This is a genomic window from Janthinobacterium lividum, from assembly GCF_034424625.1.
Lineage (GTDB): Bacteria > Pseudomonadota > Gammaproteobacteria > Burkholderiales > Burkholderiaceae_D > Janthinobacterium > Janthinobacterium lividum.
The window spans coordinates 4,400,252-4,413,996 of sequence record NZ_CP139976.1; the positions used below are offsets into that span (position 1 = coordinate 4,400,252).

General features: G+C 64.3%; 14 protein-coding genes. 1 reads left to right on the forward strand and 13 read right to left on the reverse strand.

The window, feature by feature from the left end; translation table 11 throughout:
* Positions 1–10: 10 nt before the first annotated feature.
* The gene (locus U0004_RS19935) at positions 11–610 is read right to left on the reverse strand and encodes a hypothetical protein (protein WP_070256631.1); all 600 of its coding nucleotides are present in this window, start codon (positions 608–610) and stop codon (positions 11–13) included.
* Between the two features lie 147 nt (positions 611–757).
* Here U0004_RS19935 and U0004_RS19940 point away from each other — a divergent pair, with 147 nt between their 5' ends.
* Complete coding sequence (locus tag U0004_RS19940) at positions 758–1,273, forward strand: DUF6265 family protein (protein ID WP_071653355.1); 516 nt, start codon at positions 758–760, stop codon at positions 1,271–1,273.
* A 41-nt stretch (positions 1,274–1,314) separates the two neighbouring features.
* On the opposite strand, the gene U0004_RS19945 is transcribed toward U0004_RS19940, so the two are convergent.
* From U0004_RS19945 to alr, 12 genes are all read right to left on the reverse strand, one after another.
* The gene (locus U0004_RS19945; RefSeq protein ID WP_034783085.1) at positions 1,315–2,613 is read right to left on the reverse strand and encodes an NAD(P)/FAD-dependent oxidoreductase; all 1,299 of its coding nucleotides are present in this window, start codon (positions 2,611–2,613) and stop codon (positions 1,315–1,317) included.
* Positions 2,614–2,628: 15 nt separating this feature from the next.
* The gene (locus U0004_RS19950; RefSeq protein WP_070256628.1) at positions 2,629–3,120 is read right to left on the reverse strand and encodes a hypothetical protein; all 492 of its coding nucleotides are present in this window, start codon (positions 3,118–3,120) and stop codon (positions 2,629–2,631) included.
* 93 nt (positions 3,121–3,213) lie between these two features.
* A complete protein-coding gene (locus U0004_RS19955; RefSeq protein ID WP_230521092.1) occupies positions 3,214–3,999 on the reverse strand; it encodes a transporter in 786 nt (261 codons plus the stop codon).
* A 76-nt stretch (positions 4,000–4,075) separates the two neighbouring features.
* Positions 4,076–5,731, reverse strand: a complete 1,656-nt coding sequence (locus U0004_RS19960) for a methyl-accepting chemotaxis protein (RefSeq protein ID WP_115057632.1) — start codon at positions 5,729–5,731, stop codon at positions 4,076–4,078.
* Between the two features lie 183 nt (positions 5,732–5,914).
* Entirely contained in the window at positions 5,915–7,297 is a 1,383-nt protein-coding gene (locus tag U0004_RS19965; protein WP_034783083.1) for a multicopper oxidase family protein, read from the reverse strand.
* A gap of 2 nt (positions 7,298–7,299) precedes the next feature.
* Positions 7,300–8,658: a TolC family protein gene (locus U0004_RS19970; protein WP_070256626.1), complete on the reverse strand. Its 1,359-nt coding sequence runs from the start codon at positions 8,656–8,658 to the stop codon at positions 7,300–7,302.
* A 1-nt stretch (position 8,659) separates the two neighbouring features.
* Positions 8,660–9,013: a hypothetical protein gene (locus U0004_RS19975; protein WP_070256622.1), complete on the reverse strand. Its 354-nt coding sequence runs from the start codon at positions 9,011–9,013 to the stop codon at positions 8,660–8,662.
* A gap of 113 nt (positions 9,014–9,126) precedes the next feature.
* Entirely contained in the window at positions 9,127–9,552 is a 426-nt protein-coding gene (locus tag U0004_RS19980) for a hypothetical protein (RefSeq protein ID WP_070256620.1), read from the reverse strand.
* Positions 9,553–9,593: 41 nt separating this feature from the next.
* Positions 9,594–10,130: a hypothetical protein gene (locus tag U0004_RS19985; protein WP_139144152.1), complete on the reverse strand. Its 537-nt coding sequence runs from the start codon at positions 10,128–10,130 to the stop codon at positions 9,594–9,596.
* A 135-nt stretch (positions 10,131–10,265) separates the two neighbouring features.
* Positions 10,266–11,816, reverse strand: a complete 1,551-nt coding sequence (locus tag U0004_RS19990; protein WP_230521087.1) for a sensor domain-containing diguanylate cyclase — start codon at positions 11,814–11,816, stop codon at positions 10,266–10,268.
* Positions 11,817–11,978: 162 nt separating this feature from the next.
* Positions 11,979–12,536: an NADPH-dependent FMN reductase gene (locus tag U0004_RS19995; RefSeq protein WP_070256615.1), complete on the reverse strand. Its 558-nt coding sequence runs from the start codon at positions 12,534–12,536 to the stop codon at positions 11,979–11,981.
* A gap of 87 nt (positions 12,537–12,623) precedes the next feature.
* Complete coding sequence (gene alr / locus U0004_RS20000) at positions 12,624–13,742, reverse strand: alanine racemase (protein ID WP_231958061.1); 1,119 nt, start codon at positions 13,740–13,742, stop codon at positions 12,624–12,626.
* Between the last annotated feature and the right edge of the window lie 3 nt (positions 13,743–13,745).

The following is a 13,745-nucleotide window of genomic DNA, read 5'->3' on the forward strand; positions in this document are numbered from 1 at the left end:
CCTGCCCGCCTCAACGGGGCAGCGGCATCCCCTCTTCCGGCAACAGCAGTTGCGCCCCCAGCACATCGCGGCGCGCGCCATGCCCGGCCAGGCTGGTGCGATCGCCTGCCAGCACCTGCAAGAAATGTCCAACACGCAACACATCCGTCAATTGCGCCGCCAGGGCGGCATCGGCAGGAGAACCCGCCTGCCGCCATCCCAGCGCCAGCAAGGTTTGCCAAATGTCGGGCAATGCCGTGCGCCAGCCGGTCGAGGCGAGGAAGACACCGGCCGGCTGTTCCAGCGCTACACAGGCCCGCGCCAGCAAGTCCTCGCGCGCCAGTTCGCCGGGCCAGCCGTCAAGCTCGGCGCGCCACAGGGGAAACGTGGCCAACGGCGCCGGCAACGCATCCAGGCTGCTGATGAAGCGGGACTTGCCATAGCCATCCGTGCGGAAACGCGCGACCTGCCGCAGGCTTTCCCCGGCTTCCCCCTTCGCCCTGCAGGCCAGCAGCAGCTGGTAAAAATCGAGCTGCTCCGGGTCCAGGCCCAGGCTTTTCAGGCTGATGTAGCGGTCGTCGAACTGGCCCGGCCTTGCGGCGCCGCGCGGCTGCGTGGAAGTATCGTGCATGATTGTCCTTGGCGTGATGATAGTGACGGTCGACATCTTTCCCGAGTATAAAGTGTTTGCCGTGTGCAGCCCAGCATCGGCTACACTGGTCAGGCGCGCCGCCGGCGTGCCCTAGTGACCGCTAACATCGCAACGACAGGAGATGGCATGCAACGACTCGCAACGACCTTGCTGGCAGCGCTGCTGGCCATGGGCGCCGCCCAGGCCGCCGACAACACCGTGCCGCCGCCGGAAACCGTGGACAAGCTGGCCTGGCTGGCTGGCTGCTGGAACGTCGATGGCGCCGAGCCCGGTTCCGGCGAACAATGGAGCACGGCCGCCGGCGGCACCATCCTCGGCACCAGCCGCACCGTCAAGGGCGGCAAGACGACAGCCTTTGAATTCGTGCAGATCCGCCTCACGGAGCCGGGCCAGCTGGCCTACATCGTGCAGCCGTCGGGCCAGCCGCCCGTGATCTTCAATCTGCTGCGCCAGGACAAGCCGAATGAATTCATCTTCGCCAACCTGGACAATGACTTCCCGAGCCGCATCATCTACCGCCACGACAGCGAGCGCATCCTGCATGCCAGCATCACCGGCACCTTGAAGGGCAAGCTCACCACCATCGATTTTCCCATGACGCGGGGCCGCTGCGAAGCGGCGCCCATCGCGCGCGGCAAATAAAAAGGGGCCGCAAGGCCCCTTTTTGATGGGATGGCAACGGCTTAGTGCAGCTTGACCTGCGGCGTGCTACGCTTGATCAGGAAACGGCCCATGGCCATGACGGCCGTGCGCACGCTGCCCAGCACGGCATTGTGGTGCATCAGGTGCAGGCTGACATACATCATGCGCGCGACAAACCCCTCGACGAACCAGCTCAGGCCCTTCAGGGAACCCATCAGGGTGCCGACCGAGGTGGTGCGGCCAAACGACACGAGCGAACCGTAGTCCAGGTATTCGTACGGCTTCGTTTGCGGCGGCTTGCCCTTGGCTTGCAGCAGGAACGTTTTCAGCAGGTAATCGGCTTGCTGGTGGGCCGCCTGGGCGCGCGGGGGAACCAGCTTGCCATCGGGCCCCGTGCAGGCGGCGCAGTCGCCGAGCGCGAAAATATTCGCGTGGCCCTGCACATTGAGCATGCCCGTCACTTCCAGCTGGCCGGCGCGGTTGGTCGGCAGTCCCAGGGTGGACAGGAATTCCGGCGCGCGGATGCCGGCGGCCCACACGCAGATGTCGGCCGCATAGCTGGTGCCGCTGGCCACCGTCACCTTGTCGGCTTCGATCGTGGTGACGCGCGTGTCGGTCACCACCGTGATGCCATGTTTATGCAGCAGTTTCGAGGCGGCGATGGACACGCGCTCGGGCAGCGGCGCCAAGATGCGCGGCGCCCCTTCGAGCAGGGTGATGCGCACATCCTTGATGGCATTGAGATTCTGGAAGCCATACGCGGCATACACGCCGCTCGCTTCGCGCAATTCGGCCGCCAGTTCCACGCCCGTGGCGCCGCCGCCGATGATGACGATGTCGACACCGGGATGGCCCGCGTCGCCCTGGCGCTGCTCGGCCATGGCCAGCAGTTTCAGCAGGGTCAACCGGAAACGTTCGGCATCTTCCGTGGCATTCAGGGAAATCGTGTTTTCCTGGGCGCCGGGCACGCCGAAGTAATTCGACGTGCTGCCCACGGCCAGCACCAGCTGGTCGTAGCTGACAGTGCGCTGCGGCAGCAGCTGCTCATCCTTGTCGGTGGCGATGGCGCCCACGGTGAGGCTGTTCGACGCGGCGTCGAGCCCGATCAAAGGACCATAGACATAGGTAAAACCATTGTCATGCGCCAGCATCTGGTACGACAGGCCCTCTTGATGAATGTCCAGGGTGCCGGCCGCCACTTCATGCAGCGAAGGCTTCCAGATATGGTACAGCCGGCTGTCGACCAGGGTGACCTGGCCGGCGCCGAGCTTGCGGCTGAGTTTGCAGGCCAGCTCCAGGCCGCCTGCTCCTCCCCCTACGATAACGATTTTACTGTGCAAAGATCCTCCTGCGTGTTAATCCCTGTGCCCGTTGCCATTGCCGTGACCATTGCCATGGCCCTTGCCCGGCTTGTTGTCATGCTTGTCGCGCTTGTCATCATGCTTGTCAAAGTGCTTGTCATGCTTGTTGTCATGACGGCCGCGGTCGCCGTAATCGGGACGGCCATGGTCGCCATGCATCTGGCGGTAACGGGGCACATATTGGTTGTTATACCAACTATCCTGGACGAAATATACCTCTTGGTTACAGGCATTATACTTGCGGCAGTGCTTCGACCAGTTTTTCGCATGGCCGGGCGGCACGCGCAGATAAATGGGGCGCGCCGAATAGTATTGCGGGCGCTGCACGATGACGGGCTGGGCATAGATCAATTGCGGCGCTGGATAGTCGCCTATGTCAATGCGTCCGTAAAAGCCCGGCTGGCCGACGGTGACGGAGACGCCAACCTGGGCGACGGCAGCGGTAGCGGCCGACAGCAAGACGGCGGCGAGAATCAGGGTTTTCATGGGGACACTCCTTTTATCAGTTATGCCGCAATTGTAGACCTTGTACAACCAACTGTTTGTTCGCAAGGACACATAAGGAAAGCCGTGGCAATCTCACCACAGCTTACCCAAAGGCACGACCAGGCCGCTGAACAGCGACCAGTCCGGCGACGCCGCCGTCACACCGCGCGCCAAGCCGATATCGATGGCCAGCCGCGGCGTGGGACTGTAGGTGGCGGCCAACAAGAGCTGCGCCGTGGCCGGCGCGCCGCGCAAGCGCGTGCCCGACACTTCCGCCGTGGCGCCCCAGCGGTCGCTGACGGGCGTGGAAAAGGAGGTCGCCCAGCCCGTTTGCACCCTGCCCGCGCCAGGGTCGGATGCCCCCAGGCGCGTGGCGTTCAGGTTGGCATCCACGTGCACGGCGCCCAGGTCGCGGCTGAGAATGCCGTTCAGCGACACGTCGCTCTTGCCGCTGCCGATGCTGTCCTTGGCTGTCGGCAACTTCCAGCCCAGCTCCAGACCCAGTGCCGTGGCGCTGTCGAGCAAAAAGGCCCGCTTGAGCACGACCGTCGTGTCGCCCACGCCCGTTTCGCGCCGGCCCCTTGCGTCGCGCGCGCGCACGAAGCCCTCGCCTTCCAGCAGCACGCCCCATTCGGGCGTAAACGCCAGTTTGAACGTGTACGGCAGGCTGGCGCGGCGCGTGTCGTCCGTTTTCGACAGCAGGCCGCCAGCCTCGAATTCCAGCTGGCCCGGCACGGGCAGCTGGGCGGGACTGGCCACCGAAGGACGGTAAGGCAGGACGGGATCACCCTGCTGCGCCTGCGCCAGCGGCGCCAGGGAGAGCAACAGCAAAGAGAAACGCAGGGAGAAACATAACTGCGGCAGGAAAGGTGACGGCATGGAAAACCCGGAAGTGGCAAACGCGCAATAGCGACAGCCTACCACCACCGCGCCGATTGCGCCCAGCCCGCCGCCGTCAGGCCAGGCGCCGCACGCCCTGCCTGGCGGGTGGCGCCGGCCGGCGCAGCGGCGTGACGTTGCTGGACGCAGGCACGGCCATCTGTTGCGCCTGGGCATGCAGGCGGAACACGCCCACCAGTTCCGTCAGGGTTTGCGCCTGGTCTTGCAGCGATTCGGCGGCAGCCGCCGCCTCCTCCACCAGGGCCGCGTTTTGCTGCGTCACCTGGTCCATCTGCAGCACGGCCTCGTTGACTTGCTCGATGCCGGCACTTTGCTCGGCGCTGGCGGCCGTGATTTCCTGCATGATGTCGGCCACCTGGCGCACGCTGGCGACCACTTCATCCATCGTCTTGCCCGCGTCATGCACGAGTTTGGAACCGATCTCCACCTGCTCGACGGAGTCGCCGATCAGGGTCTTGATTTCCTTGGCGGCACTGGCCGAGCGCTGCGCCAGGTTGCGCACTTCGGATGCCACGACGGCAAATCCGCGCCCCTCCTCGCCCGCCCTGGCCGCTTCCACGGCCGCGTTCAAGGCCAGGATATTCGTCTGGAAGGCGATGCTGTCGATGACGCTGATGATGTCGACGATCTTGCGCGAGGACGCATTGATCGATTCCATCGTCTGCACCACCTGCCCCACCACGGCGCCGCCCTTGCCGGCCACCTCCGAGGCGGCACCGGCCAGAGCATTCGCCTGGCGCGCATTGTCCGCGTTCTGCCGCACGGCCGACGTCAACTGCTCCATCGATGACGCCGTTTCTTCCAGCGAACTGGCCTGCTCTTCCGTGCGCGACGACAGGTCGAGGTTGCCCTGGGCGATTTCGCCCGAGGCCGTGTTGATGGTGTCCGTTCCCGAGCGCACCTGGCTGACGATGCCCACCAGCTTGTCGCGCATGGTTTTCATGGCAAACAACAGGCTGGCGCTGTCGTGGCTGGCCGTGCGGATATCGACGGTGAGGTCGCCCTCGGCGATGGCGCCGGCGATCTTGACGGCATACGCCGGTTCGCCGCCCAGCTGGCGCGTCAGTCCGCGCGTGATCAGCGCACCCAGCGCCAGGCCGGCGGCCACACTGCCCAGCACCAGCGCGATCATGAAACTGCGGCTGGCCTGGTACACGCCCGAGGCTTGCTCGGAAGCAGCCTTGGCGCGCTCTTCTTTCTGCAATGATAATTTGTCGAGCACACCGTCGAGCTCATCGGCATGCAGGCGCGTCTTGTTGAGCAGTTCGACCAGTTGCGCGCTGCGCTGAGCCAGCGGTTCAGCCGCCGCCAGGGTCAGCGCTTGTTGCATGGTGGCAATGTACTCCGCCTCGACAGCGGCGAAGCGGGCAAACAGTTCCTTGGCGGCCGGCGTGACGAACAGCGGTTCCGCCTTGGCCAGGTAGCTTTTATTTAACTCGAGGAATTTGGCGATGTCGGCCTGCCGCGTGGCGCGCTCCTCGGCGGTCGTGGCCAGCAGGAAATTGCTGCGCGCGCGGCCCACCTTGATCAAGGCGATATTGGCTTCCTTGATGTACGACAAGCCCAACAATTCATGGTTGTACATCTGCCCCGCCATGGTATCGATCTTGCCCATGTTGAAGATACCGATGCCGGCCACGATGGCCCCCATCAGCGCAACGCAAAAAAAAGCCGCCAGCAAGCGCGTTCCCACCTTCATCCGGTTCAACATGATTTCTCCCATAAGACTGGCCGATACTCGATGTAACTGGAGCGTACTGGCTTGAATATAAAGAAAAAACACGGAAAAAAATGCTCGGATTGTCACCAAACAACAATTCATTGATTTATAGCAACACACAAAACGGCTTGCCATGCTAGGCAAGCCGTTCAGGACTGTACCTGCTTGCCCGCGTTAATGGCCCGTGTGAGCGCCAGGTTTACGCACCGTCATCTCGACGCCACCTTTCACCACTTGCTTGCCCGCACCCTGGCCGCGCACGGGTTCCGGCAAGGCGCCCGTCCATTCATAGGCCACGCTGCCGGCCGGATGCTTGTACCAGCCCGGGTCGCGATAGTCGCCCGGTTTCTGGTCCTTACGCACCTTGACCGTGGTAAACATGCCGCCCATGCCGATGGCGCCGAAGGGGCCGTCGCCGGCCATCATCGGCAAGGTATTGTCGGGGATCGGCATCTGCATCTCGCCCATGTCGGCCATGCCCCGCTCGCCCATCACCATGTAGCCGGGCACGAGCTGGTTGATCTTCGCGGCCACGCCCTGGTGGTCGACGCCGATCATGGTGGGCACGTCATGCCCCATGGCATTCATCGTGTGGTGCGACTTGTGGCAGTGGAAAGCCCAGTCGCCCAGGTCCGTGGCCGTGAATTCCACGGCGCGCATCTGGCCCACGGCCACGTCCGTCGTCACTTCGGGCCAGCGCGATTCGGGGCGCGTCCAGCCGCCATCCGTGCCCGTCACCTCGAATTCATGGCCATGCATGTGGATCGGGTGGTTCGTCATGGTCAGATTGCCCACGCGCACGCGCACCTTGTCGCCCTGGCGCACGACCATGGGGTCGATGCCGGGGAAGACGCGGCTGTTGAACGTGAACAGGTTGAAATCCGTCATGGTCATGATCTTCGGCGTGTAGCTGCCAGGATCGATGTCGTAGTTGCTGAGCAAGAAGACGAAATCGCGGTCCACCTTCATGAAGTTCGGGTCTTTCGGGTGCGTCACCCAAAAACCCATCATGCCCATGGCCATCTGCGTCATTTCATCGGCATGCGGGTGGTACATGAAGGTGCCGGGCCGCTTGGCGACGAATTCATAGACGAAGGTCTTGCCCGGGGCAATGCCGGGCTGGGTCAGGCCCGTGACGCCATCCATGCCGTTGGGCAAGCGCTGGCCATGCCAGTGCACACTGGTGTGCTCCGGCAATTTATTGGTGACAAAGATACGCACCCGGTCGCCCTCCACCACTTCGATGGTGGGCCCTGGCGACTGGCCGTTATAGCCCCACAGGTTGGCCATCATGCCGGGCGCCAGTTCGCGCACGACGGGTTCGGCCACCAAATGGAATTCCTTGACGTTGTTGTTCATGCGCCAAGGCAAGGACCAGCCATTCAGGGTGACGACGGGGTTGTATGGACGCCCGTTCGGCGGCGGTGGCGGCGCCTTGGTGTCGGCGCCAGCCATGCTGACGGCTTCCGGCAACGATGCCGCACCGACTCTGCTGACAGCGGCGGCACTCAGGGCGACAGCGCCCGCGTTCATGAAAAAGTTTCTACGTGTAATCATCATTATTCCTTGTTGGCTGGGCCGCTGCCATTGATGGCGCCTTGCAGTTCGGTTTGCGCAATCCAGAAATCGCGCTGGGTCTCGATGGCACTGTTGACGCTGGCAACCTGTTCGCGCGCATCGGCCAGCAGTTCGAACACGCTGGCCAGCATGCCGTTGTAACGCAGCAATACTTCATGCGAGATCGTCTTGCGCAGCGGCACAACTTCATCGCGGTAGTGGCGCGCCAGGTCATAGGCCGTGCGGTAGCTCGAATAAGCTTCGCGCACTTCCGAGCGGGCCCGTACGGCCGTGCCTGCCGTGCGCTGCAGCGACTGCTCGTACAACGCTTGCGCCTTCGCATTGCGCGCCGAGCCCCAATCGAACAGGGGCAATTCCAGCGAGACTTCATAGCCATTTTCGCGCGGCGCCTCGCTGCTGCTCTTGTTGCTATAGCCCACGTCGAGCACGTTGACGAATCCCGTCACCTTGGACAGGCCCAGCGCGTCGGCCGTCGCATGCGCGTCGAGTTTCGCTCTTTGCACGTCGAGGCGCTGCTCCATCGCCTGCGCCTCGATATTGCCCGCCTCGGCTGGCTTGGCTGGCAAATCGGGCAAGCGCGACGGCAAGGTGAAGGCCGTTTGCTTGCCCCACAGGCCCAGCAAGCGCGTCAGGTGTTCGCGCGTGGCCGTGGCCTGGTGGCGCGCGCGGGCCAGGTCGCCGACGGCGTCCGCGTAAAACACTTGCTGGCGCGCCTGGTCGAGGCGGCTCCAGTTGCCCGCCTGCTGCAAGCGCGTGGCCAGTTCAGCGCCCGCCTCGGCCGACAGCAGCGCGCGCTGCATGAAAGCTTCCGTCTGCACGGCGGCCACGGCAGTAAAATACGCGCGGCGCGTGTCCGACGCCAGTTGCACGGCGCTATTGGCGGCCTGCAGCTTGGCTTGCTCGAAGCGGCCCCGCTCGATGTTGACGCGCAGCGGCATGGTCAGCAGGCCGGCCAGGTCGAAGCTGACGCCGCGGTCGATTTCATTGCCATGGCTGCCATGCGAGCGGCCGAACGACAGGCCGGGATTGCGCAAGCGCCCCGCCTGCACCAGATCCGCTTCGGACGCGCCCAGTTCGGCCAGCGCCACCTTCATGCCATGGTTGTTCATCAGGGCGATGCGCACGGCGCTGTCGGCATCCAGAGGCTGGGCCAGCAGGGCAGCCAATTTTTCCTCGCCGCCCTTGTCGGCCAACGCTGCGGGAGCGCCCGTGCGGGCGTCGGCCAGCGCGGACACCGCCTGCATGCCGCCATCCTGGCTGAAGCTGGCGCAGCCGCTCAGCAGCAAGATTGCCGCCAGCGCCAGCGGCGTCAGGCAAGTTGATTTTGTGAAGCGGGCCATGTCAGTGTCCTTCATGCTGGTGTTGCGGGGCCGGCTGGGCATCCGGCTTGGGACCCGGCTTGGGCATGGCATGCTGCATCGGCATCTTGTGTCCTTCCATCTTGTGGCCATCCATCTTGTGGCCTTCCATCTTCATCATGCCCATGTGGCCGCCGGCCTTGCCGACTTTCTCGTTGAGGGCGCGCCAGGCCTGGTCGGACGTGGCGTCGTCCTCGGCGGCGGGACGGTAGCCGGCGAAGGCGGAGCGGTAAGTGGTGGCCGGCACGGATGCTTGCGCCTCTTGCGGGGCGGACGGGGATTGCGCTGCGGCGGCCAGCGGCAGTACAGCCAGCGCGAGGCTGAACAGGTGTTTCATGGTATTCCTTGAATGACAGGGTGTGGCGCGGCGGGCGCGCGACTGGAACGCTGGCGCGGCCGGTGCAACGTGCAGGGACGTGCGACGGCGGCACCGCCAGGTTCAACGGGCGGTCAGGCGGAGCGCGTGCTTCTCGGGGGACGTTCGGGACCAGGCGGGATATGCCCGGCGAACAGGGAATCGGGCGCCAGCGCGGGAGGCGGCGCGCGCAGGGTCAAGGCGTGCAAGGCTGGCATGCCGGGCGGCGCCGTGGCGCCCACGGTACACGCGCCATGGTTGCTGCAATCGTGGCCATGGTGCGTGGCGCCGCCATCGTCCATGGCCATTTTCATCGGCTGGTCCTGCATGTGCATGCCGGCCATGTCGCCCATGTCATGGCACTGGGGTGCCTGCATGACCTCGACGGCAACCGTGACGGCGACCGCCAGCTCGTCCACGCAGCAGCTGCGCATGGCCGACGCAAAGCCCTGCATGGGCAGCGTGACGGCCAGCAGCCAGAGCAGCGAGCGGGCGAGAAAGCGGAAAAAGGCACGGTTCATGGCGCCACTATAAACCTTCCCACATGAGGAAGGTCAAGCCCCTATTTGCGCCGGCAGCCGTGCGTCAGCCAGATGACATAGACGCCGTAGTAGCCCTGCCCTTCGAAGATGACCTGGCCATCGGCGAAGGAGACTGTCTCCACTTCATTGACGATGAAATACGCGCGGTTGTCCGCCGCCTCCACATCGCCCCAGTAGCGTGGAACCTGGCTCCGGTAGCCGCTGGCTCGCCCGATCGCGTCCATCAAATCGCTGATCATGAAGTCGTACAGCATTTCAGCCAGCAGCGGCCGGTGACCCGCCAGCATGGCCGTGATGTCGGGGTAGCCAGCGTCCCTGAGCGCGGGCAAGTCGCTTTCCTCATATTGCAGGTCGTCTGCGCGGCAATCCTGCACGAAACTGTTGAAGGGTTCGTCGAGCAGGCCCGCCAGCGCCGTTTCCGGCACGCTCAGGCGAAACGGGTGCAGCGGCAGCACGCTGTGCTGGCCATAGTTGAGTCCGCGGCATCCGAGGAAGGCCAGCGGGTGTGGCCGCCCATTGACGTCGCAGCGGATACCAAGTTCTTGCTCAAACGTCATCAACATCCAACCCTGCCATGTCCGTTATCCTCGTTGTACCTCATCAGGGCTATATGGTAAGCGCTGGCAGGCAAACGAAACAGGCTCAGATGCAACAGAAAACAGCGTATCAGTTCATGCCGCACGGCCCGCCTGTCAGGCGGGCTCCGTGATGCCCACGCAATTGCGCCCATTTTCCTTGGCCACGTACAGGGCCGCATCGGCGGCGCGCAGCACGGCGTCCGTATTGCCCGCCTCCTGTTCCGACGATACGACGCCCAGCGATACCGTGACAAAGCCCGCGCCGGGAATCACGGCGGCGGCCACCTTGGCGCGCAAGCGCTCGGCCACCTGCATGGCCACGTCGAGGTCGGCATCAGGCAGCAGCATGATGAATTCATCGCCGCCATTGCGGCACAGCACGTCGGCATCGCGCGAACAGGCGCGCATCAGCTGCGCCAGGCGCAGGATGACGTCGTCGCCCACGGCATGGCCCCACTGGTCGTTGACTTGCTTGAAATGGTCGATATCGATGGCGATGACGGAAAACGGCCGCGCCTGTGCCTGCCACGCATCCAGCGCCGCCGCCATGCCGCGCCGGTTCGACAGCCCCGTCAGCGGGTCCGTCTGCACGTCCGTCTTCAACTTGCCGATCTTGTTCTGCAACAGCGCCAGGCCCTTCAGCAGGGCTTTCTTGATCTGCGCCGCCTCCACGTACCAGGAGCGGATGGCGGCGATGTGCTCGGCAGTGCCGGGCGCATCCATGCGCCGCGCGCCCTCGGCCAGCTGCACCAGGGGCCGCGAAATCAGGCTGGCCAGCCACCAGATGAATGGCAGGCTCAGCAAGGCAATCGGCAGGGAATGCCATACCGTGTTGGCCATCAGCTGGTTCAGCGGGGCCAGGGTCATGGCCGTGGGGCGCTGCGCCACGATGCCCCAGCCCGTCGACGGCATGATGGCGTAGCCGGCCAGCATGTCCACGCCCAGGCTGTTGTGCATGCGCCGGTTGCCGCCGCCCTGCTGCGCGATGATGGCGTCGATGACTTCATTGCTGCCGGCCACGTCGCCCAGGCGCTCGGGGTCCGGGTGGTACAGCAGGCGCCGGCTCTGGTCGACCACGTACAGGTAGGAACCGTCGCGGTAGTAATGCTGGCCCAGCATGGTGTACAGGATGTTTTTCTGTTTCAGGTAGATGCTGCCGCCCACATAACCGAGGTAGCGGCCATCCTTGCCCAGGATGGGATGCGAAATGAAGACCACCAGGTTGCCGGCCGAGGAGACGTACGGCTGCGTCACCAGCGGGCGCCGTTCGCGCAGCGCCTGCACGGCACCGGCCGAATCGAGCGTGCGGTTCTTCAAGGCCAGGGTTTCCGGCGACACGCCCAGCACCTTGCCCTGGGCATCGACGATGAGTACGGAATTGAAGCTGTTCGTTTGCAGGCGCAGGCGCTGCGCCTCGTCCGTCAGCCAGTGCTCGTCGCCCATGCGCGATGGCAGGCTGCCAGCGCTGTAGGCCAGCTGCTGGCGCGCCGACTGCAGGAAGTCCTCGGCCGTGCTGGCCAGTTTGCTCGCGTAAGCGTGGTTCGCTTCCAGCGTGGTATCGATCAGCAACTGGCGCTGCACGCTGTAGCTGGCATAGAAGGTATTGGCCAGGGACACCAGGGCGCTGGCGAAGGCCACGAGCACGATCAAACGGCGCAAATTCATGCGCAGAACAGGTTTAGTCCACATGGGGTCGACAAGAGAAAGTATTGCGCTAAAGAAAGGGCGCATTATACCGAGACACCCGTGCCAATATTGAAATGTTGGCATCCATGGTCAAAGAATGTGTACAAGCGGCAACGCAGAGCGCTGCCGCCTTGATATGCATCAAGCGTGGATGGCGTGCTTGCGGACCCAGTCCGTGTAGCGCTGCATCCAGCCCTGGAAGAAACCGAGGCTGGCAGGGCCGATGCCGCCATGCTCGTCGAACAAGCCTTCCTTGGCCTGGATGAACATTTCCGGTTGTCCCAGCAGCGGCACGTCCAGGTAAGCGAGCACATTGCGCAAATGCTGCTGCGCCAGCGCCGTGCCCGTGGCGCCCACGGAAACGCCGAGCACTGCGCCCGGCTTGCCGCCCCACACGCTCTGGCCATACGGACGCGAGCCCTGGTCGAGGGCGTTTTTCAGCACGCCGGGGATCGAGCGGTTGTATTCGGGGGTGAGGAAGAGCAAAGCTTGCGAAGCAGAAATATCCGACTTCAGACGCAGCACCTGCTCGGACTGCGCGCCATCGTCATCCTGGTTGTACAACGGCAAGTCGCCAATTTCGATGTGCTTGAAGGAAAACTCGGGCGGCGCCAGCTTGACGAGCGCATCAGCCAGTTTGCGGTTGAGGGAATCCTTGCGCAGGCTGCCGACGATGATAGCAACGTTATATTGACTCATATAAATCCCCGATGATGATTAAAAAGAAGCCCCGGAGTGGAGTTCACACCGGGGCTATCTTGCCACACAATCATCGGTTTTGCGCTTCTAGCGTGCAGACTGCGCCAAGCCTCGATACTCGCGGTAATAGCGTCCGCCCAGGTTGGTCAGCACCTCATAGCCGATGGTATTGGCCATGGCCGCCACCGCGTCGACCGGATGTTCGGCGCAGATCAGGTCGACCAGGCTGCCCGGCGCGACGCGGTCGCCGGCGATGGCACTCACGTCGAGCGTGATGGAATCCATCGAGATGGCGCCGATCTGCGGCACTTTCACGCCGTCGACGATGGCCAGGCCCTGGTTGCTCATGCTGCGCAGCCAGCCATCGGCGTAGCCGACGGAAACAGTGGCCACCTGGCGCGGCTCGCTGGCCGTGTAGCGGCGGCTGTAGCCCACGTGGTCGCCGGCGGCAATCGTGCGCGTCTGCATGACCTTGCCTTGCAGGCGCACCACGGAGCGCAGGGGATTCGGTTCGCCGCCCTGCGGCCCGATGCCATACAGGGCCGCACCGGGACGCACCAGGTCAAAGTGGAAATCGGGGGATAAAAAGGTGCCCGAGGAATTGGCCAGGCTGGCGCGGTACTGCGGCAGACGGGCGCGGATGGCGGTGAAACGGGCCAGCTGCTCGCCATTCATGGGGTTGCTGCGCTCGTCGGCGCAGGCCAGGTGGCTCATGATGTAGCGCACCTTGATGCCGTCAAGAAAGTGCGGGTCCAGCAGCCAGGCGTCGATTTCCTGCGGCGACAGGCCCATGCGCGACATGCCCGTATCGACCTGCACGATGGCGTCCAGTGTGCTGCCCAGCGCCTTCGCATGCGCGCGCCAGCCCGCCACCTGGGGCTCGCTGTTGAGCACTGGCGTCAAGCCATGGGCCGTGAATTCGCCTTCCGTGCCGACGGGCGGGCCGTGCAGCACGAAGATGGCGGCGTCCGGCGCCACGTGCGGGCGCAGGCTGATCCCCTCTTCCAGGTGGGCCACGAAGAAATGGCGGCAACCTTCTTCATACAGGGCCGCGCCCACTTGCGCGGCGCCGAGGCCATACGCGTCGGACTTCACGACGGCCGAGCAGGCGGCAGGATGCGCCTTGTCGCGCAACAAGCGGTAGTTGGCGCGCACGGCATCGAGGTCCACCGTCAGGATGGCGCCGCTACGTTCCTTTGGAGGCATGCT

Coding starts and splice junctions, on each gene's coding strand:
- U0004_RS19980 (WP_070256620.1), bottom strand. CDS start 9,552: ATGAACCGTGCCTTTTTCCGCTTTCTCGCCCGCTCGCTGCTCTGGCTG.
- U0004_RS19955 (WP_230521092.1), bottom strand. CDS start 3,999: ATGCCGTCACCTTTCCTGCCGCAGTTATGTTTCTCCCTGCGTTTCTCT.
- U0004_RS19965 (WP_034783083.1), bottom strand. CDS start 7,297: ATGATTACACGTAGAAACTTTTTCATGAACGCGGGCGCTGTCGCCCTG.
- U0004_RS19960 (WP_115057632.1), bottom strand. CDS start 5,731: ATGTTGAACCGGATGAAGGTGGGAACGCGCTTGCTGGCGGCTTTTTTT.
- U0004_RS19990 (WP_230521087.1), bottom strand. CDS start 11,816: ATGAATTTGCGCCGTTTGATCGTGCTCGTGGCCTTCGCCAGCGCCCTG.
- U0004_RS19975 (WP_070256622.1), bottom strand. CDS start 9,013: ATGAAACACCTGTTCAGCCTCGCGCTGGCTGTACTGCCGCTGGCCGCC.
- U0004_RS19935 (WP_070256631.1), bottom strand. CDS start 610: ATGCACGATACTTCCACGCAGCCGCGCGGCGCCGCAAGGCCGGGCCAG.
- U0004_RS19950 (WP_070256628.1), bottom strand. CDS start 3,120: ATGAAAACCCTGATTCTCGCCGCCGTCTTGCTGTCGGCCGCTACCGCT.
- U0004_RS19940 (WP_071653355.1), top strand. CDS start 758: ATGCAACGACTCGCAACGACCTTGCTGGCAGCGCTGCTGGCCATGGGC.
- U0004_RS19985 (WP_139144152.1), bottom strand. CDS start 10,130: ATGACGTTTGAGCAAGAACTTGGTATCCGCTGCGACGTCAATGGGCGG.
- U0004_RS19970 (WP_070256626.1), bottom strand. CDS start 8,658: ATGGCCCGCTTCACAAAATCAACTTGCCTGACGCCGCTGGCGCTGGCG.
- alr (WP_231958061.1), bottom strand. CDS start 13,742: ATGCCTCCAAAGGAACGTAGCGGCGCCATCCTGACGGTGGACCTCGAT.
- U0004_RS19995 (WP_070256615.1), bottom strand. CDS start 12,536: ATGAGTCAATATAACGTTGCTATCATCGTCGGCAGCCTGCGCAAGGAT.